The following is a 21,592-nucleotide window of genomic DNA, read 5'->3' on the forward strand; positions in this document are numbered from 1 at the left end:
CTTAATTAAGTTTATTGAGCGCTGTATTAAAGCGTGGGCAATAATATGAAACCAATAAAACATGTCGTAATTGCAGGCGGTGGTACCGCAGGGTGGATAACAGCAGCACTGCTTAATAAAGTGTTAGGTAAAGTAATTAATATCACACTAATAGAATCATCAGCTATTGGTACGGTAGGAGTGGGTGAAGCAACGATACCGCCCATTATGCAACTTAATAACGCGCTGGGTATAAACGAGCAAGATTTTATTAATGCCACTAATGCTTCAATAAAATTAGGTATAGAGTTCGAAAACTGGAAAACGCCAGGGCATAGCTACATGCATGCGTTTGGCTCGTTAGGTAAAGATTTTCCCTTTTGCGATTTTTATAACTTTTGGTTAAAAGGTCAAATTACGGGTTGCGAAGACGACTTATGGGATTTTTCACTCAATTACCAAGCGGCTAAACAGCATAAATTTGCACCCCTCAATACAATTCCTAATACCCAACTACCTGGGCTGAGTTACGCATATCATTTTGATGCGACGCTTTACGCTGAATACTTAAAAAAGTTGGCTATATCGCGCGGTGTTAAACACATAGATGCAAAAATAAGCCATGTTGAACAATGCGATACAGGCAATGTTAAAAGCCTAGCACTGGATAACGACAGTCAAATTAGTGGGGATTTATTTATAGATTGCACCGGGCTGCGTGCACTATTAATTGAACAAACACTAAATACAGGGTTTATTGATTGGTCTCATTACTTACCATGCGATAGTGCAGTAGCCGTACAAACAAAAAGTACTCATGAGCTTAAGCCCTATACGCGATCTATTGCACATAGTGCTGGTTGGCAATGGCAAATACCACTGCAAAATCGTATTGGTAATGGCCTTGTTTATTGCAGTAGATACTTGTCAGATGATGATGCTAAGCAGTTACTGCTAAAAAGCGTACCCGCTGAGCCAATTACAGAGCCCCGTATTATAAAATTCAAAACAGGACGGCGTTTAAAGCAATGGCATAAAAATGTGGTGTCGGTTGGCCTCTCAAGTGGTTTTTTAGAGCCGCTAGAGTCAACCAGTATTCATTTAATTCAAACTGCGGTTACGCGTTTAATTAAGCTATTTCCACACAACGGTATTAGCGATGCGTTAGTAACGGAGTTTAATAAACAAAGCGTTATTGAATTAGAGCACATACGTGATTTTATTATTTTGCATTATAAACTCACCGAGCGAGAAGACTCCCCGTTTTGGCGTCAATGCATGCAAATGGATATACCAAATTCCCTTACCCATAAACTGAATTTATTTAAACACACAGGCAAAGTAATACGTGAAGATGATGAACTATTCGCCGAAGTTGCTTGGCAGCAAGTCATGATAGGGCAAGGGCTTATCCCTGATGACTATAACAGTATTGTTGATTCACTAAGTGATGATCAACTGAGCGATTTATTTTCTACTTTAAAAACGTTGATCAGCTCAACTGTAACGCAATTACCAACTCACCAGAATTTTTTAGCCAGCATTAAAAAGGTATAACAATGCGATTTTTAAACACACTTTTACTAGTAAGTGCATGTAGCTTACCAAGCTTTAGTTATGCACTTAGTGTAGAGCCTGCCAATTGGTGGGTCGGCATGAATAAAAATAACATTACAGTACTCGTGCATGAGCAAAATATAGCTAACGAAGAATTTAAATTAGATAAGTATAAAGGGGTTGAACTTAATAACGTAACACGTACCGACAACCCTAATTATGCTTTCCTTCATTTAAATATTAGCGATAACGCCAAAGCAGGAACGCTCAAGTTTAACAGCACTAATACAGCGCATAGCTTTGAGTTTCCTTTATTTACCCGAGATAAAAATAGCGCGCAACGCCAAGGTTTCACAAGTGCAGATGCTTTATATTTAATTAACCCAGATCGCTTTGTAAATGGCGACTCCACAAATGACACTGTCAAAAGCATGCTAGAAGCTGTAAATCCAGGTTTTAAAGGCGGGCGACATGGAGGGGATATTCAAGGTGTTATTAACGCATTACCGTATTTAAATAATTTAGGTGTAACACAGCTTTGGCTTACTCCAGTGCTTGAAAACAACATGCCAGATTACTCTTATCATGGTTACGCGATTACAGACTTTTATAACGTTGATCCGCGAATGGGATCAAATAATTTATACAAAACGTTATCAATAAAGGCTAAAGAGCAGGGCATTGGGCTTGTTATGGATATGGTGCTTAATCACTTTGGTGCTGAGCACCCGTGGATGAAGGATAAACCAACTCAAGATTGGATTAACTTTAATGGGCAGTTTGAAAATGGTAAAAATGCCACAAGCCATGCGCGCCAAACAATTCAAGATCCACACGCAAGTAACTACGATAAACGCCAGTTTAGCGATGGTTGGTTTGTCGCTAGCATGCCCGATTTAAACCAGCGCCAACCATTATTAAATGAGTATTTAATTCAAAATGCAATTTGGTGGATTGAATACGCAGATTTAAGCGGTATTCGAGTTGATACTTACTCTTACTCAGACAAAGCATTTTTAAGTGATTGGACCAAGGCCATTATGGATGAATACCCACACTTTAATATTGTTGGCGAAGAGTGGACTTCAAACCCTGCAATAGCGTCGTATTGGCAGCGCGGTAAAGTAAATCAAGATGGGTATGTGTCAAGCTTACCCAGTGTGATGGACTTTTCGTTGCAAGAGGCGGTAATTCGAGCTTTAAATGAAGACGAGGGTTGGAGCACAGGCTGGGTTAAAGTATATCAGTCATTAGCTAACGATTTTTTATACCCAGACACCAATAACATTATGGTGTTTGCTGATAACCACGATATGAGCCGTTTATATACGGAATTTGGGCAAGACTTAGCTAAAACTAAAATGGCGATGACTTTGTTTTTAACAACGCGCGGCATTGCTCAAATATATTATGGAACCGAAATATTATTGGATAATACGCCGAGTAAAGATCATGGTGATATACGAATTGATTTTCCAGGTGGGTTCAAAAATCAAAACGCTAATGCGTTTACTGGAGTCGGGTTAAGTAAAGATCAGCGCGATATGCACGAAACTATAAGCACGCTACTTAACTTTAGAAAGCAAAGCCCGGCGCTTGCAAAGGGTAAGCTCGTTCATTTCAGTCCGAACAATGGTGTTTATAGTTATGCTCGCGTTAGTGATACGCAAACAGTATTAGTTTTTATGAATAAAAACAAAGTAACACAAAAGCATAATCTTGATTACATGCAAGAAGTTATACCAAAAAATGCCAATGCGCAGGCATTATTCACACAACACACTTTTAAACTAACTAACAGTATTAACTTAGAGCCAATGACTGCTACGGTATTAGTGATTAATACGCCGTGAATGTTTAAGTGAATACGTATGCAGCAACTGTATGCTTGCTGCAGATATCTTTAGTATAAAGCTATAACACTACTGACAAAAAGACACACAATGAAAAAATCAGTTTATGTACCCGCATTACTGTGTAGCGCACTTATAACAAGTGGGTGCTCAGACAATAATGAAACCGAACAACAGCAAGCCCCTAAACAGGCGCAAAATGAGTTAACAAAGCCTGTTGTATACCAAGTATTTACACGCTTATTTGGTAACACACAGACCGCGAATGTGCCTTGGGGTACAAAAGAGCAAAATGGCGTAGGTAAATTTGCCGACTTTAACGATGCTGCACTTAAAGGTATTAAAGAATTGGGTACGACCCATGTTTGGTATACCGGTGTTTTACATCATGCGCTAGTGGGCGATTATACCGAGTATGGGATTACGCAAGACGACCCTGATGTAGTTAAAGGCCGTGCAGGTTCACCTTATGCAATAAAAGATTACTACGACGTAAACCCAGATTTAGCCATAAATGTGACCAATAGAATGGGTGAGTTTAGTGATCTGATTGAGCGCACTCATGAGCATGGCATGAAAGTGGTTATAGATATTGTACCTAACCATGTGGCTCGTAATTATAAATCAGTAGCAAAACCCAAAGGAATAAAAGACTTTGGTGAACAAGACGACACCAGCAAAGAGTACGATAAAAATAATAACTTTTATTATGTACCAGGCCAGTCTTTTCAGGTTCCGACATCACAAAGCTATACAGTTTTAGGGGGTAATACTCACCCTTTAGCTGACGTTTTTTTTGATGAAACGCCAGCAAAATGGACGGGTAATGGTGCGCGTGCACCCAAGCCAGATATTAACGATTGGTACGAAACCGTAAGAGTGAATTATGGCGTTAAGCCTGATGGCAGCTATGACTTTCCTGTATTACCTAAAGAGTTAGAAAACCAAGATTATCGCGCTCATTATGCGTTTTGGCAAAATAAAGAGCTTCCTAATAGTTGGTATAAATTTAGAGATATCACATTGTACTGGCTCGACAAAGGCGTTGATGGTTTTAGGTACGATATGGCCGAAATGGTGCCGGTTGAATTTTGGAGCTTTTTAAATTCATCAATAAAAATGCAAAAGCCCGATGCGTTTTTATTGGCTGAAGTTTACAACCCACAAATGTACAGAGCGTATATTCAGCAAGGAAAAATGGATTACTTGTATGACAAAGTCGGCTTTTACGACACATTAAAAGCCATTATGCAGGGTAAGCAAGCTGCTAATACTATTTTTGCAGCCCAAAGCCAAGTGGCTGATATTGAAGCGCACATGCTGCACTTTTTAGAAAATCACGACGAACAACGCATTGCTAGCCCTGATTTTGCAGGTGATGCACGCTGGGGGAAACCAGCAATGGTAGTTTCTAGCTTAATGAGTCGCGCACCTACTTTATTATATTTTGCCCAAGATGTGGGGGAGGACGGATCTGAAAACGCAGGTTTTGGCACATCTACTCGCACCAGCATTTTTGACTATATTGGTGTACCAGCGCATCAAGCATGGATGAACAACGGAAAATTCGACGGCGCTAACTTATCGAGCGAGCAAGCATCACTTCGTGATTATTATAAATCAATAATGGCTCTTAATCGTTTACCCGCTGTTGTAGGTGGAACCATGTCAGAGCTTTCACTTAGCAATAGCGAACGCGTTGTTGGTTTTGTACGCTCGCTGGGACAGCAAGCTGTTTATGTTTTTAGTAATTTTAGTGAGGAGCCACAAACGGTATTAATTAATTTAACACCAGAGCAAGCAAATACCTTTGAGCGAAATAAACCGCTACACGACTTACTTGAACAAAACACGGTAAAGATCATCACTGACAAAGAAGTTACAAAGCTTATGCTTTCGCTAGATGCATTTAGTAGCGCAGTTTTAACTAATAAGGCTAATCATGAATAATCAAAATAATAATTATGACAGCAACAAACCAAATCTAAGTTTTTGGCAAATATGGAATATGTGCTTTGGCTTTTTAGGTATTCAATTTGGTTTTGCACTACAAAACGGCAATGTGAGCCGTATTTTTCAAACCCTAGGCGCACAAGTTGATGATATTCCTATTTTATGGGTTGCAGCACCGCTAACGGGCTTAATAGTGCAACCAATAATTGGTTATTGGAGTGATAAAACATGGGGACGTTTTGGTCGTCGTCGTCCATTCTTTTTCATAGGGGCGGTACTTACTACTATCTCACTCTTTATCATGCCGCATTCACCAACCCTTTGGATTGCTGCAGGTATGTTATGGATTATGGATGCCTCAATCAATGTCACTATGGAACCTTTTAGAGCACTTGTAGGCGATAACCTGCCAGAAAAACAACGCGCTACAGGTTACGGGTTACAAAGCTTTTTTATTGGTATTGGTGCGGTATTAGCCTCAGCGCTACCATGGATGATGACCAATTGGTTTGATGTAAGTAATACCGCTGCGCCAGGGCAAATCCCTGAATCTGTTAAATATTCATTTTATTGGGGTGGGGTCGTATTGCTAGTCGCAGTTCTTTGGACAGTTATGCGAACCAAAGAATATAGCCCTGAGCAATTAGCTGCTTTTGAAAACCACACTGCCAAACCGACTAACACCGCATTAGTAGATATCAACTTCAATAAAGGTGCCATTATTTTTGTGGTGCTAGGTTTAGCAACCCTTGCATTAGTAATGGGTTTATCGCTTGAAAAAGAGTTATACCTACTTGCTGGTGGCTTACTAGCGTTTGGTATTGTGCAGTGGATAGCAAGCGCATTAAAGGCTGCTAACAAAATACAAGGCGGTTTTTACCAAGTAGTACAAGATGTATTTACCATGCCAGAGGCAATGAAGCAGCTTGCTTGGGTGCAGTTTTTTAGCTGGTTTACGTTGTTTGCTATGTGGATATACACCACAGCCGCAGTAACAAGCTTTCATTACGGCAGCAGTGATGCAACAAGTAAAGCCTTTAACGATGGGGCTGATTGGGTCGGTATTTTATTTGCAGCTTACAACGGCTTTGCGGCTATTGCCGCTATGTGTATTCCATTTTTAGTTAAAAAAATGGGCTTAAAAGGCGCACATTGCTTTAACTTATTACTAGGCGCATTGGGCCTTGCGAGCTTTATGTTTATAACAGATCCAAAAATGCTCCTTATTCCAATGATAGGCGTTGGCTTTGCATGGGCTTCTATTTTATCGCTTCCTTATGCAATGTTAAGTAACGCACTACCGAGTAATAAAATGGGCGTGTATATGGGTATTTTTAACTTCTTTATTGTTATACCGCAATTGCTTGCTGCTAGTATTTTAGGGCTTATTTTACGCCACGTATTTTCTAACCAGCCTATTTACGCATTATTAATTGGTGCTGCATCATTCGTTGTTGCTGCGATTGCTGTAATGCGCGTTAAAAATTCAAACTAAGGGTCACACAATGAAAAAATATAACCTTATTACTACCGCTCTTTTAACTTTGGGCTTAACAGCCTGTGGTGCACAAAATACGAATAACGAAAATATTGATGCTACAGTTTCAGCAGCTCCTGGCGCACCAGGTGCTGAACCATATTGGGCTTACGCGGGTAAAACCGGAATTGGTACTTCTTTTGAGCAATACCAAAACGGCCAATATAATAACAACGCTGCGACAGGTGAAGTATCAAAAGTATGGTTTTCAATTGCCAAAGGTATGATCACCGAAACTATGTTTGGACTCATTCACCAAGCTCAAATTAAAGATATGCAGTTTGTAGTAACCGGTAAAGATTTTACAGTCACTGAAGCTGACGACTTAGACGTTACAATTGATTACTTACATAAAGACGATAAAGGCAGACCACTATCGCTTGCTTACAAAGTAACAAGTACAGATAAGAAAGGGCGTTTTACCCTCGAAAAACACATATTCACCGACCCTGACGGACAAACATTGTTTGTACGCAGTATTTTTAATACATCACTTAAAGGCGTGAAAGCGTATGTTGCTGTTAATCCTTATATAAACAACAACGGCTTAGGTGATTTTGCAAAAACCACTGAGCAAGGCTTAGTAGCATGGGAAGATGATAATTTTTTAACGTTGCAATCATCTACGTCATTCAAAATGCAAAGTGTAGGCTTTACAGGTGTGAGCGATGGCATCACCTCACTTAAAAAACAACACACACTAAGCAAAAAATATTCAAACACAGGCGATAAGGCCGGTAATGTCACTCTGCTGGCAGAGCTTGGTACTATCTATAGTAATACCACATTTGATTTAGCACTAAGCTTTGGTAAAACGCAGCAGCAAAGCCAGCAACAAGGTGCACAGAGCTTATCTAAAGGTTATCAAAATGTGCTTGATGCCTACAACGGTAAAGGTGAAGCGCTAGGCTGGGAAGATTATTTACAAAGCCTTGAGCCATTAAATACAATGGTTAAGCAAACAGCCGATGACGGTAAGCTACTTTACACCAGTGCAATGGTACTAAAAGCGCAAGAAGACAAAACTAATGCGGGTGCGCTCATTGCCTCACTTTCTAATCCTTGGGGTGAAACTGTTTCAGCCAAAGAGGGTTCGACTGGTTACAAAGCGGTATGGGTTCGTGATTTTTATCAAGTAGCTATGGCATTTATGGCCTTAGGCGATACCGCCACTGCAAAAACGGCCTTCGAATACCTTGAAAAAGTACAAGTTACTAGCATAACCCCCGGTAACAATGGTGATACAGGATGGTTTTTACAAAAAACACATGTTGATGGTGAACTTGAATGGGTAGGGGTACAGCTAGATCAAACAGCTATGCCAATTATGCTCGCGTGGAAGTTACATCAAGCAAACGTACTAAGTGATAACGAACTTAAAGATTGGTATGCACGCATGCTAAAACCGGCAGCTGACTTTTTAGTTGATGGCGGAAGAGCTAAAATTTTATGGAACGACATGCAAATCACTCCACCCGCAACACAGCAAGAGCGCTGGGAAGAGCAAAGTGGTTATTCTCCCTCTACAACGGCTGCCGTTGTTGCTGGCCTTATAACAGCCAGTGACATAGCAACACTCAGTGGTGATACTCAAAATGCAGATCGTTATTTAGCAACGGCTAAAAAGTACAACAGTGATATAGAATCGCAAATGTTTACCACCGAAGGTAATTTAAAAGGTGATAGCACCGATGGCGAGTATTTTATTCGTATAGGTCAAGACACCGACGCTAACTCTAATACTAAAATTAACGCCAACAATGGCCGTGAAGGTTTTAACAAAAAGCAGATTTTAGACGGTGGTTTTTTAGAATTAGTCCGCTATGGAGTAAGAAGTGCCAACGATTCAAGTATAGTTAAAACCCTGCCTGAGTATGACGACGAAACGCTTGAAGATAACTTACAAGTTAAATACAGCTTTAACTTTACCGATGGTAGCGGCACATTTGCAGGCTATCGCCGTTATGGCAACGACGGTTACGGCGAAGATGAAACCACAGGTACTAATTACGCCGAAAGCGGGAGCAACACGCCAGGCCAACGTGGTCGTGTATGGCCATTTTTTACAGGCGAACGCGGACACTATGAAATAGCGGCCGCAAACGCAAATAATACGCTAGATGATGCAAAACAAGCGGACATTAAAAATAGCTACGTAAAAGGCTTAGAGCAGTTTGCTAATAGCGGCATGATGCTACCTGAGCAAGTATGGGATGGCGTGGGTGTAAATAAAGCAGGTTATGTGTTAGGCGAGGGCACAAACTCAGCAACACCTCTAGCTTGGACACATGCAGAATACATTAAGCTTGTACGCTCACTCAGTGATAAACAAGTTTGGGACTATTATCCGGTGGTTGCCGAATCGCTTAAAGACTAATATATAATACCAATTCGCTTAATTAAGTGAGCTATTTTGAGGCAGGAAAAACGTGTTGTTAGCTAGGCAAAAAATTCGCTATTTAGTTGTTCTAAATAAGAATTTTTTAACGCAGTTAGCGACACGTTTAGCCCCGCAAAATGATTAAGTATTATTGCGGATTGGTATAAAATGCTGTAGTTATTAAAAAAGGCTTCTAAATAAATTTAGAAGCCTTTTTGTTATGTACTCACTTAATATTAAAACAAAAGAATGCTCTTCAAATAAAATGAATGTCACTTTTTAGTTACATTATTTGAGGCCACACTTATTATCAAACCATGATAACAACTCGGTATAAAATTCTTTTTTATGATCGTAGAAAAGCGTATCAGAAAAGTGATCGGCATCTTCAAGCTCAATATATTTAAAGTCTTTTTTGTACTTTTCAAGCTCAGATACGAAGTCTCTACTGTGTTTTACTGGAACACGACTGTCGATATCACCATGCACAACCAGTATAGGAATATTTACTTTATTTACTTGCTCTACAGGGGAGACACCTGTAATCGTAGGGCGTTGTAAAATACTTAAAAAGCGATTTTCGTTAAGAGTTGCATTAATACGGCTTAAATCACTTACCCCTGCACCGGCAACAACACATTTATATATGTTGTTTTCACGCATAGATGCAGCAAATGCAGCATAACCGCCATAACTCCAACCAAATAAAGCGAGTTTATCTTTTGTCGCTAAGCCTTTATCGATCAAGTACTGCGCAGCATCGTCTAAATCATCTTGTTTTTTCAAGCCCCAGTTATTATCACCTGCCATCCAATGCTCCAGACCGTACCCCGTAGATCCACGATAGTTTGGTTGAATAACGACGTAACCATGATAGGCGAGTAACTGCGCCCAGTCATCAAATACAATAGAGTCACGCACCCAAGGACCGCCGTGAGGGAGTACTATTGCGGGGTAAGGACCTTTAGTCGCAGGAATGGTTACATACGCTTTTATTTTGCGTCCATCTCTTGCTTTATAAGAGATATATTTAACGGATCCTAATTTACTTTTATCAATAAACGGAAGTCGGTCACCAATTTTAGTCAGCTTCTGTTTATTAGTAACAATGTAATAGCTGCCTGGGTTATCGTCAGCAGATATTCTCACTACTAAGACGTTATCGTTATCAGAGCTACTAATGATTTGTACAAATTTATCTTTAAATAAAGAAGCAACAGATTCGTTAAGTGCTTGAAGGTTTGGATCTGTGAAATAAAACTTAGGCTGCTTGGTTGTATAGCGAAAGCCTTGTAAAGTGCCGTCGGTATCAAGTATAACACCGTCTGTATCTACAGACTTAAGACCAAATTGACGTTCAGAATACTGACCTGTTTTAATATTGTAAATATAAATGCCAGTCGTATTTTCGCCTAAGTTGGCGTTAACATAAACTTCGTTAGGATTACCTTTTGCAAATCCTAATATCTCAAAGTTTTCACGCTTTTTAGGACTAACTTGCTTAATTACTTTCCAATCATCATTGCCTTTATCTCGGGCATAATAATCGATTGCGTTATCAGATTTATTCCAACCTTGGGCTATTCTTATTTCACCATCGTAGTCAGAAACAAACGAGCCTGATACTTTTTCATTTCCGCGCATTACAGTAACGCTTCGTCCAGTGTTAATATTAAATCTCACTACATCTGGAATGTAGTTATTATTAATATCAACTTCTACAAGTACTTCATCTTTTTTGTCTGGAAGTATATTTATTATATTAAATTGAACATTTCGCTTTTTCTTAAATGGTAATAACCAGTCGCCTTTACCATCAGCATCAGTTATTGCAAACTTATTAACCCAGTATTTGCGACTTCCATCTTCTAGTATTTGTCTAAACATAACGCCAATTTTTTCATCGTTTAACCATACGATGGAAGATATCAGCATTTTATCAGCGCCCAACCTTACGGGGTCTGCTTCTAGGTTATTTGGATCTCTTATCTCAATTATATAGTCACCATTTTTGGTAGTCGCTCTTAAAATAGCAAGCTTCTTACCATCAGGTGATGCTACAACACTACGGATAGCCGATGACATTGAGAAAGCATCGATACTGCTCACTTGTGTCGCATCTTCAGTTTCGCTATTAGCGAAAGAAGATAGGCTTAGTAAGGTAAATCCTACTAACATTCTTTTTTTAAGTTTCATTTTTTATTCCCTCAAAAAAAATGGCCTAAAATTTTAGGCCATCTGGATTGAATATATACTCAGCCAATTCTAATTAAAAAGAAGCTGTAAAACTGATGTATGGGCTACGTCCTGAAGTATCATAACCAACACCTAGAGGGATGTTAGTATTTGAGAAAGAACCATTTGGATCTACTTTCGGTGGAGCTTCATTAAATACGTTACGTACACCAAAGTTCACTTTATACGCATCGTTAGACCAAGTCATACCGATGTTATGTACAAAGTAGTCATCAGTGAAACCAACAGGGCGACATTTAAGTGGAGCACCATTTGCGTCAGTTAAACCACGACAACCTGCAGTACCTTCTTCAAACTCACCTAAATCATCTTCATCTTCACGACCTTTACCGATGAAACGTGTTTCCCAGTTAAATCTAAAATCAGAATATTTAAGTTGTAAGCGTGCTGTACCGCGCCATTCTGGTGAATCTGGCTCACCCATATTGTCATCAATAGTACCAAGTACATCAAAAACTTGCTCTGTCATGCGCGTAGCTTGAAGGTCTAGTGTAATACCTAAGTTTTCTTCTGCAATTACCGTATCTGTTTCAAAGTAGATGTTGTAATCAAAACCTTTAGAAGAGATTAAACCAATATTGATAAAGCTAGCATCAACTAAATCAATTTGACCATTTTCGTCACGCCCTATACGGCTACAAAAAGCATCATTACCATCTGCAGAATAACACTGACCAATACTGTAGAAAGCACTTGGCTCTGCAATACTATTTGTTACTTCAATGTCAAAACGAGTTAATGACATTGTTAAATCAAATGCATCAGTGAACGGTTGTTCAAAGATAAAACCGTATGTTTTAGCCACTGATGTTTCAGCACTAAGTTCAGTTGTACCGCCAGTTTCAATCTCAGCGCTGTAAGTAGCAGTATATGAATCAGTCCCACCTTGACCTAAACCAAGAGTAGTTGGATCAATACCTGATGCTTGACAAGCGTTTAATACCGCTGTATCGCGTGTTTCTTCAGCTGCATTATATGTAGCTGCTGAACCTGGGTTCAATGGGTCAATATTACGAGCATCTTCCGGAACAACACATGGATCGGCAACTGTATTAAAACCAGACGTACCGTTTAAGAAACGTTCACGTAAGTTTGGCGCTCTATAAGAAGTACCTTTTGTAGCACGAAGAGTAAACCAATCAACAGGACGGTAGATAGTTTTAAGACTATAAGTTGATTCAGCATCGTAGAAAGATTCTTCAGAAACACGGCCAGAAGCTGTAAATGTAAGTTCTTCAGCACCTTTAACTCCTTTAAGTAAAGGGAAGTCAACTTCTGTGAATATTTCTTTTAGATTACGAGAACCATCAGCGCCTTGGTCAGCAAAGTAGCCCCATAGTAAGCCTTGTGATGCTGCTGCATTAGGATTTGATTCAATCTCATCACGACGATATTCAATACCAACGATACCTGCAACAGTTTCGTTATTCCATGGTAGTGCGAAGAAGTCACCGCCCATGAATGCATTAAAAACAAACTGGTTTACTTTAGTTTCGATGTCGCGGTCAATAAATAAATAGGCCGCTTCTTCAGGTGAAAGCGTACCGCCACCTTCTTGGTAAATACTGTCTGCAAATAAATTAACAGGAACACATCCATCAGAACCGGTACCACAGGTAACAGTACCATCATCATTAAGAACAGCGGTTTCTAATGAGTTAATTAAGCGCTCTTCATCAATACCAACACGGTGGTCAGTACCTTTAGATGCGCTGTACGATACAGACGCGTCGTAGTACCAATTGTCTAAACCAATGTTTTCAAACATACCGAGGTTACCAGTAACACCAGTAACTAAACGATATTGTGAAACTTCAACCTCAGTTTGATCACGGTCACCACGAATATTGATAATTGGCTGAACGGCCTCAGGTCCACCAGGGCCCACACCTAACACGCCAAAACAGTCAATACCGTTTGTACCACAAGGGTTATATGGGTTTGATGCCGCTACTTGTTGAAATATTTGTGCACCAGGGCTAAAAATTGGAGATTTACGACTCGCATATAAACCTTCGTAGTAGAAAGTTGTATCGTTATCATCTTGGAAGTTATATTCACCATTAAGCATTAGTGAAATACGTTCATTTTTACTTCTGTAATCACCACTTTTGTAGTAATCAGATTGTTGGAAAGCGTATAGAGGGTCTTGGAAATCAACGTCACGGAAACCATCGCCGTTACCATCAACAAATACACCATCATTAATACCATCGCCATCGAAATCGCCAGCTACCCATGAAGGTAAAAATCCTTCAAGACTTGATGGTACAGTTGATTCGCTGAAGTTTGGAATACCAGTGTTTGTAAAGTTAGGAGTGTAATAAACACTACCAAAGAAAGAAGGTACGCTAATACGATTTGTTAGAGGGAAAATGTCACATGAATCTTCACCACTCGCTACAGGACCATAGCCACTGTTTCTCGTCACGATACTGCCATCTTCAGCTTCCCAAATACGCTCTTCACACCCTTTAACAAAAGGGTTACCAGATAAAGATTGAGATTTTTGTTCTGAATATTCAACGCCTACAGTGATAAAACCATTATCCATGGTTTTGCCCCACATACCCGAAAGTACAGTTTCTTCACCGCCTTCACCTTTAGGTTGACGATAAGATGCATCAAAAATAAAACCTTCAACATCTTTTTTCAATATTACGTTAGCTACACCCGCTACCGCATCAGAACCATAAACGGTTGATGCGCCATCAAATAAATTCTCTACACGCTCAATCATTACGCCAGGTATTAAATTTAAATCAGGGGATGTTGGTGCACCACCAACGCCAGCAGGAGCCATTCTTCGGCCATTAATAAGCACAAGAGTTCGTTCAGCACCTAAACCACGAAATCCGATTGTTGCAGCGCCCGGACCGTTATCTAGTACAAAACCACCAAATGTATTATCTATTTGAGCACCAGCCGCTTGGCTGGTCGATTGAAGCATTGAGCCTGCATCAAATAAACCCATTTCACGAGATAAGTCGCCATTGATAATTTGAATTGGTGATGCATTTGAAAATTCAGCTTTTCTTATACGTGAGCCTGTTACAACTATTCGTTCAGGTGCTTCTTCTTCTAATTCTACGTCTGAATTCAAGTCGTTTTCTTGAGCTAGCGCGTTAGGCGCTAAGGCTACAGAGCCTAGCAATAAAGAGTACCTTATTGCATTTGATAGAGCTTTAGTTTTAAACATATGTAAATCCCTGAGATATTATTGTTATTTAAGCTATAAAGTTACAGAGTAAGGTTATAGCGGCACAATAAATTTACATTACAGAAACAAAATAGTAAATACAGTTAACAGTTTGCTGTTGCTAAGGAATGTGTAATTGATGTTTTTTTGATGAAAAAGTATAGTTTTTTGGGTGGTGTTTTTTTTAATTTATTGTTTATTATATGATTTTATTGTTTGTAAATGAATGTGAACAGATGTAATCGGTATTTGCTTAATAAAGAAGGCTCAGCTTGACCTTTTAGGAGTGAGAATAGGATTTAATAGGGCACTTTGTACTTATTCACCACATATCAATTTTAATAAGTTCTCTACTACATTTGCCCAGCAACAGTGGTGTTTCGATCTATTGTAGTTAGTTGTGAGTTTACGTAATTTGCAATGACTGTAATAACAAAGCCGATGCAACAAATTTTGGTACGTTAATATTAGCTTCTTTAAGCGCACGAATAACAATAATAGCAACTGAATTGCTTGCAGCAAACAATGTGTTAAATTTTATGTTATTAGCGATAAGTGAACGGCGTGATACCTCAATTATTCAGTGGGTATAGTATTAGCCATTTTTCGCTCTCTTATTTTAACGTTATTAGCAAGTAATGCGCTAAATGATGTAAAACAAGCTGATATTAAAAATAGTTATGTAAAAGAGTTAGGGTAATTTGCTAATAGCGGCATTTTTTTACCAAAATAAGCGTGGGATGTATAGGTGTAAATAAAGCAGGTTATAAGTTAGGTCAGGGCACAAACTCAGCTACACCTAAATCTGGATACATACAAAATATATTAAGCTGGTACGTTTACTCAATGGTAAACGAGTTTGGGATCATTATTTGGTGGTTTCCGCGTTGTTTAAGTAATGGTTTTGAAATTATATGACATAAAAAAAGATCTTAATTAGGCGTTTTTTTTTCTAAATTAAATTCCGTTTTTTGCAATAGTTTAGGGTTTGTGAAGTGCGGTGTGAATATTTATGCTAATTAAGTGGGATAGTATTTTAATAGGGGTTTTAAGTAAGTTGTATAAGCATTGTTCTTTAATGGTGTTTCTGGCGCTATTTTTATAAATAATGGAGCCTGCTTTTTATTCATTTTGTTGGTTTTGCAAACAACCAACAATGTAAATTATATGTTTGTTTTTTTGTTTTTATTTTGTTTTTTGGTTTTATCCTTGGTTTTTTGTTAATTTATTGTTTTTTATGGTGATTTTCCTGTTAATTGCTGTCGCATTTTGTTGGCAAGTTTGTTTTTATTGTGTTATTAATTTGTTTCTCCTTACACGTTAAGGGGGGTAAATACTTTAAATTAGTAGGCGTTATATAAAGTATTTAACGTAAGACATAAAAAATAATAATCTAATTATCTAGGGATAAATCAAAAATGAACCATAATTTTTCTAAGACATTTAAACGCTCATTCACTGCAGCAGCAGTTGCAATGACGTTAAGTGCGGCAATGCCAGCAATGGCAGATAACGTTAATGGCGCTATCAAAGGTAGCTTAACGGCTCAGTCAGGTGTTTCATTAGCGGGTGCATCAATAACAATAACAGATAAAAGCAAAGGTTATTCTAAAACACTAACTGCTGATGCAAATGGTGAGTTTGATCTTAAGCAAGTGCCAGTAGGTAAGTATGATATTACAGTATCCCAATCTGGTTTTGACCAAGCTCAAGTTAAAGATGTTGTTATAGGGGTAGGTAAAACAGCTCTCATTCAAATTCCACTAACTACAGGTAATATCGAAAGAATTGCTGTTGTAGGTGGCTCTATTCGTGCAATAGATGTTTCTGCATCAGAGTCTTCATTAAATATTAGCTCTGAAGAACTAGCGCTACTACCAATATCTCGCTCAGTAACTTCAGTAGCATTGCTTGCGCCTGGCGCAACTGAAGGGGATAGTCGTTTTGGCGACCAAGCTTCATTTGGTGGTGCTTCTGTAGCTGAAAATGCTTATTACGTGAATGGTCTAAATATGACTAATTTCCGAAATGGTCTTGGCGGTGCAACAATCCCATTTACCGCGTACGATAGCTTCCAAGTTAAAACGGGTGGTTATTCTGCAGAGTTCGGGCGTACTACCGGTGGATTAATCTCATCAGTTACTAAATCTGGTTCTAATGATTTTCACTTTGGTGTTGAAACGATTTATTCATCTGACTCGTTAAGTGAGCAAGCTCCTGATTCACTTTACAAGCAAAATGATCGCTGTGAAGACGCGGATGGCCATTGTATTGGTGACTTATATGTTAATAACCAAGACGACTACGACAATTCATTTGAAACAAGTATTTATGCTTCAGGTGCGATAGTTGAAGACACATTATTCTTCTATGGTATTTACACTGCAAGAGATAATGACTACGAATACGGTAATGCATCTCAAACAGATTTAACAGTTGAAAAAGATGATGACCCATATTACCTAGCTCGTTTTGACTGGAATATTAACGAAGATCATCAACTAATGCTTTGGGGCTTTAGTGATAAACGAACTTATTCTGAAAAAACAATTTCAGACCCTCAAGGAAATGGTAATTACACTGAAGATGGTGGTACAGCTTACCATAAGCGAGGCGGAGAAAGTTTTGCAGTTCGTTATACTGGTAACCTAACAGATGATCTAAGTATGTCAGCAATGTTTGGTCAGGTTAAGTTTTCAGAAACTGATTACTCAGACTTTGATGATTGCCCTACAGGTTATGATGCCGATTTAGGTGAGGATACTACGTGTTATGTAAACTTTACCGTTGGTGAAAATGAAGATAAACGTGAGCAATTGCGCGTTGACTTTGATTATTACCTAAACGATGAGCATACGTTAAAATTTGGTTATGATTCTGAAACTAATACAGCTGATTCAACAACACAAAACTCTGGTGGCGTTTACTACTATTATCGTACATACGAAGAAGGCGCTAGACTGGCTAATGGTTATGTCTTACCTGAAGAAATGAAGACAACACGTGTACGCGATTATAAAAATGGCGGTTCGTTTGAAGTAGAAAACTGGGCTATTTATATTGAAGATCAATGGTCAGTTACTGAAGATTTAACATTAACATTAGGCCTTCGTAATGATAGTTTTACTAACTACAATGCAGATGGCGAAGAGTTTGTTTCTATTGATAACCAAATTGCCCCTCGTATAGGTGGTTCTTGGGATATTAATGGAGATGGCGATAGTAAGTTGTTCTTCACTGCTGGTCGTTATTACCTACCAGTTGCAGCTAATACTAATATCCGTTTAGCTGGTGCAGAGACTTATATTCAAACATGGTATGCGTATGAAGGCTTAAACGCAGACGGTACTCCTGTTGGTTTAGGTACTCAGCTAGGTGATCCTGCTATTTCTAATGGTGGTGACGGTACTGCAAAACCATCAAATACCTTATCTGATAAAGATCTTGAACCAATGTATAACGATGAGTATATGATTGGTTATCAAGCAGCAATTAATGATGATTGGTCATGGGGTATCAAGGCAACTTACCGTGTTTTAGGTAATCAAATTGATGATGGTTCTTATATCTTTAATGATGAAAATGGTGAATATTTAGGTGAGAACTGGTTCTTATTTAATCCTGGCAATGGCGCTACTTTCAATTTTGATCTTGATGGTGACGGCACCACTGAAGAATATAGCTTTACTGCACAAGAGTTAGGTTACCCGGAAGCTAAGCGTAAATACGCATCAGTTGATTTAACATTAGAAAAAACATGGGATCAGGTTTGGTCTTTAAAAGCGCTATACACATGGTCTCACAACTATGGTAATACAGAAGGTTTTGTTAAATCTGATAATGGTCAAGATGATGCTGGTCTTACGCAAGATTGGGATTACCCTTATTTAATGGATGGTGCTAATGGTAATCTACCTGCAGATCGTCGTCATAACATTAAAATTTATGGTGCATTTGCTGTTACAGAAGACTTCTTAATTGGTGCTAATGTTAATATCGCATCTGGACGTCCTTGGACTGCTTTAGGTCAAGGTTATACTCCAGACCCTGATCAATACGTATACGGTGATACTTACTATGTAGGTGACAAACGTTTCCCTCGTGGCAGCATGGGTACTACACCATGGACAGCACGTTTAGATCTTAACTTTACTTATAACCTTCGCTTTAATGATCAGAAAGTTCGTTTAGCTATGGATGTATTTAACGTATTTGATGCTTCTACTGAAACTCGTTACGACGAAGCTGCAGAAATAGCTGCTGGCGATGGAAATGCTACATTTGGTTTAGCTCAGTCTTACCAGTCTCCTCGTAGAATTCAATTATCAGCGTCTTACGATTTCTAATAACTTGCTAGTATGAGTTAAAAGTTGTTTAATAAAAAAGCCTCGTTAGAGGCTTTTTTTATATCTAAATTTTGAATTTTTGTGAGATATGAATACATCAGAAAGAAAAGTGAAATGAATAGATAAAAATATACTGAATAAAATTTAAGTAGTTGTAACTGCCAATTAAAATGGTTTGTTAATTCTGCTTTATTTTATCAGGCAGGCTCAGCTTGACCTTCTAGGAATTAGAATAGGAGCTAATAGGGTACTTTGCACTTCTTCACCACGTATCAGTTTTAATAAGTTCTCTACGAGCATTTGCCCAGCAACAGTGGTGTTTTGCTCTATCGTCGTCAGCGGTGGGTTTACATAACTAGCAATGGCTATGTTATCAAAGCCGACTACCGCAACATCTTTTGGCACGTTAATATTTGCTTCTTTAAGTGCACGTATAGCCCCAATAGCAATTAAGTCACTTGCAGCAAATAAGGCGTTAAATTTAATATTATTAGCAATGAGTGAGCGAGTGGCGTGATATCCAGATTCTTCAGTAGATATAGCATTAGCCATTTTACGTTCGTTTATTTTTACGTTGTTAGCCAGTAGCTCATCTTTAAAGCCCTGAAAACGACTAAAGAATTCAGGGCTATGATCAGATGCATCACCAATAAAAGCGCAGTCAGTTCTGCTGTGAGCAATAAAGTGCTCAGCGGCAAGCTTACCGCCACCGTAGTTATCACAACAAACAGTTAAATCTGGGCGATTATCGACCGTTGCACCCCAACAAACAAACTTAGTGTTTTGTTCAAGTAAGGTATTAAATTTTGGTTGGTAATCAATGTAATCGCCATAACCGAGTAAAATAATACCATCGGCTCTGTGGCTATCTTCATAGTCTGCTTGCCAATCAGCACTGGCCGATTGAAATGATACTAATAAATCGTAACCTTCTTTAGCGCAAGCACGGGTAATGCTGCCAAGCATGGCTAAAAAGAAAGGATTAATTTGTGACTCATCAGAAGTAGGGTCTTCGAAAAGAAGTAATGCAAGTGTGCTGCTTTGTTGTGTACGCAAGTTGCTGGCATTTTTATCAACTTTATAATTAAGCTTTTTAGCTATATCGAAAACACGTTTACGTGTTTCTTCATTAACAAGATGGCTGTTACGTAAAGCGCGAGATACAGTTGATTGAGATACCCCTGCATAGTGGGCAATATCAAATGAGGTGGCTTTACCTTTCATTGTTACAACTTAATTAATTTGATAAATAATTGTGCCATTTTCGGTTATTAATGAATAATTTCAAGCTTTTTGTGAATTAACGTATATTTTTATTGATAAACGGCTGACACCGGTGTCATAATATAAATGTTTTATCATTTTGTTGTCAAAACGTATTCGCTGTTTATATATTTTATAGGCAGCATTTTTTACTGTGATAGCTACTTTGAGGTGATAGCTCAAAGTATAAATAACAATGGTATACCATTGTAAAATAATAAGCACGAGTCGCTTAACAAAAGAGATAATACTATGAGCCTAAACTCTTCTGCCCAATTTGATCCCATCTTAGTTGCTGATGTTGGCGGCACTAATGCCCGCTTTGCTTTAATAACTGCTTTTAATGAGCACACTAACCAATTTGTAATAGAGCACATTAATATTTTTCCTAGTGCTAATTTTGGTTCACTTGAAAGTGCGCTTGAGCAATATTTACAAACAGTCTCGCATATTACACCTAAACGCGCATGTTTAGCCGTTGCAGGTCCAATAAAAGCTGGGCAGGTACATTTAACCAATTTAGGTTGGCATTTTAGTGTTAGTGAATTTAAAACTCATTTTGATTTACAGCAACTAGAAGTCATTAACGATTTTGCTGCCTTTGCATATGCGGCTCCTTACTTAGATCCTAAACAAAATGTCATTGTTAAATCAGGCCAAGCTGATGACAATGCTAACATTGGTGTTATAGGTCCAGGTACTGGTTTTGGTGCCGCGTGCTTAGTTAGAACGTCGCAATCTACCGCTGTTTTAAGTTCAGAAGGGGGGCATATATCGCTTGCACCAGTTAATGAACTCGATACTTTACTATTAAATGAGTTACGTAAAGATCATCCCCATGTTTCTATTGAAACTGTATTTTCAGGCCCTGGCATAACGCATTTATACAAAGCGATGTCTGCGGTTAAGGGTGTAACAGCTAAAAATTTAGATGCTGCGCAAATAAGTAGTCTAGCAAATAGCGGTGAATGTGCTGTGTGCGATGCAACGCTTAATCAATTTTGTGATTGGATCGGCAGTGTAGCTGGCGATCTAGCCGTTGTTTACGGTGCTTTAGGCGGACTATTTATTGGCGGTGGAATACTGCCTCGTATGCAAGCAAGACTTCTAGAGAGTCGTTTTGTTGAACGATTTTCGCAAAAGGGTATTATGTCGCAATACGCAGGGCAAATTCCTGTAATACTTGTAACACAAGATAATATTCCACTAATTGGTGCCGCAGCGTGTTTGCACAACAGCAAATAAGGAGCTTTCCTTGTTCGCATTTGG

At 38.7% G+C, this 21,592-nt stretch carries 10 protein-coding genes; 7 read left to right on the forward strand and 3 right to left on the reverse strand.

Features of this window, described 5'->3' with window-relative positions; all coding sequences use genetic code 11:
- Positions 1-45: 45 nt before the first annotated feature.
- From I6F43_RS09025 to I6F43_RS09045, 5 genes are all read left to right on the forward strand, one after another.
- Complete coding sequence (locus I6F43_RS09025) at positions 46-1,536, forward strand: tryptophan halogenase family protein (protein ID WP_197101962.1); 1,491 nt, start codon at positions 46-48, stop codon at positions 1,534-1,536.
- Positions 1,537-1,538: 2 nt separating this feature from the next.
- Complete coding sequence (locus I6F43_RS09030) at positions 1,539-3,389, forward strand: glycoside hydrolase family 13 protein (RefSeq protein WP_197101964.1); 1,851 nt, start codon at positions 1,539-1,541, stop codon at positions 3,387-3,389.
- Positions 3,390-3,479: 90 nt separating this feature from the next.
- Positions 3,480-5,339, forward strand: coding sequence for an alpha-amylase family glycosyl hydrolase (locus I6F43_RS09035; RefSeq protein ID WP_197101966.1), 1,860 nt, complete (start codon positions 3,480-3,482; stop codon positions 5,337-5,339).
- On the forward strand, positions 5,332-6,837 hold the full coding sequence (locus I6F43_RS09040) for an MFS transporter (protein ID WP_010555040.1): 1,506 nt from the start codon (positions 5,332-5,334) through the stop codon (positions 6,835-6,837). Before I6F43_RS09035 ends, I6F43_RS09040 begins: the two co-directional genes overlap by 8 nt.
- 10 nt (positions 6,838-6,847) lie before the next feature.
- Positions 6,848-9,256 (forward strand): glucan 1,4-alpha-glucosidase, encoded by a 2,409-nt coding sequence (locus tag I6F43_RS09045; RefSeq protein ID WP_197101968.1) that lies wholly within the window; start codon positions 6,848-6,850, stop codon positions 9,254-9,256.
- Positions 9,257-9,547: 291 nt separating this feature from the next.
- Here the strand turns inward: I6F43_RS09045 and I6F43_RS09050 are convergent, their stop codons facing one another.
- On the reverse strand, positions 9,548-11,455 hold the full coding sequence (locus I6F43_RS09050; protein WP_197101970.1) for an alpha/beta hydrolase family protein: 1,908 nt from the start codon (positions 11,453-11,455) through the stop codon (positions 9,548-9,550).
- 73 nt (positions 11,456-11,528) lie between these two features.
- A complete protein-coding gene (locus I6F43_RS09055) occupies positions 11,529-14,714 on the reverse strand; it encodes a TonB-dependent receptor (protein ID WP_101164482.1) in 3,186 nt (1,061 codons plus the stop codon).
- 1,418 nt (positions 14,715-16,132) lie between these two features.
- Between I6F43_RS09055 and I6F43_RS09060 the strand changes: the two genes are divergently transcribed.
- Positions 16,133-19,060, forward strand: a complete 2,928-nt coding sequence (locus tag I6F43_RS09060; protein ID WP_007582611.1) for a TonB-dependent receptor — start codon at positions 16,133-16,135, stop codon at positions 19,058-19,060.
- 207 nt (positions 19,061-19,267) lie between these two features.
- Here I6F43_RS09060 and I6F43_RS09065 read toward each other — a convergent pair whose 3' ends face one another.
- Positions 19,268-20,284, reverse strand: a complete 1,017-nt coding sequence (locus tag I6F43_RS09065; protein WP_007582612.1) for a LacI family DNA-binding transcriptional regulator — start codon at positions 20,282-20,284, stop codon at positions 19,268-19,270.
- A 291-nt stretch (positions 20,285-20,575) separates the two neighbouring features.
- Here I6F43_RS09065 and glk point away from each other — a divergent pair, with 291 nt between their 5' ends.
- Entirely contained in the window at positions 20,576-21,568 is a 993-nt protein-coding gene (gene glk, locus I6F43_RS09070) for a glucokinase (protein WP_010555044.1), read from the forward strand.
- Positions 21,569-21,592: the final 24 nt, after the last annotated feature.

It is taken from the genome of Pseudoalteromonas sp. NZS71_1, assembly GCF_015864305.1.
Taxonomy (GTDB): Bacteria; Pseudomonadota; Gammaproteobacteria; order Enterobacterales; family Alteromonadaceae; genus Pseudoalteromonas; species Pseudoalteromonas arctica.

Coding starts and splice junctions, on each gene's coding strand:
- I6F43_RS09040 (WP_010555040.1), top strand. CDS start 5,332: ATGAATAATCAAAATAATAATTATGACAGCAACAAACCAAATCTAAGT.
- I6F43_RS09035 (WP_197101966.1), top strand. CDS start 3,480: ATGAAAAAATCAGTTTATGTACCCGCATTACTGTGTAGCGCACTTATA.
- I6F43_RS09050 (WP_197101970.1), bottom strand. CDS start 11,455: ATGAAACTTAAAAAAAGAATGTTAGTAGGATTTACCTTACTAAGCCTA.
- I6F43_RS09060 (WP_007582611.1), top strand. CDS start 16,133: ATGAACCATAATTTTTCTAAGACATTTAAACGCTCATTCACTGCAGCA.
- glk (WP_010555044.1), top strand. CDS start 20,576: ATGAGCCTAAACTCTTCTGCCCAATTTGATCCCATCTTAGTTGCTGAT.
- I6F43_RS09055 (WP_101164482.1), bottom strand. CDS start 14,714: ATGTTTAAAACTAAAGCTCTATCAAATGCAATAAGGTACTCTTTATTG.
- I6F43_RS09045 (WP_197101968.1), top strand. CDS start 6,848: ATGAAAAAATATAACCTTATTACTACCGCTCTTTTAACTTTGGGCTTA.
- I6F43_RS09025 (WP_197101962.1), top strand. CDS start 46: ATGAAACCAATAAAACATGTCGTAATTGCAGGCGGTGGTACCGCAGGG.
- I6F43_RS09030 (WP_197101964.1), top strand. CDS start 1,539: ATGCGATTTTTAAACACACTTTTACTAGTAAGTGCATGTAGCTTACCA.
- I6F43_RS09065 (WP_007582612.1), bottom strand. CDS start 20,284: ATGAAAGGTAAAGCCACCTCATTTGATATTGCCCACTATGCAGGGGTA.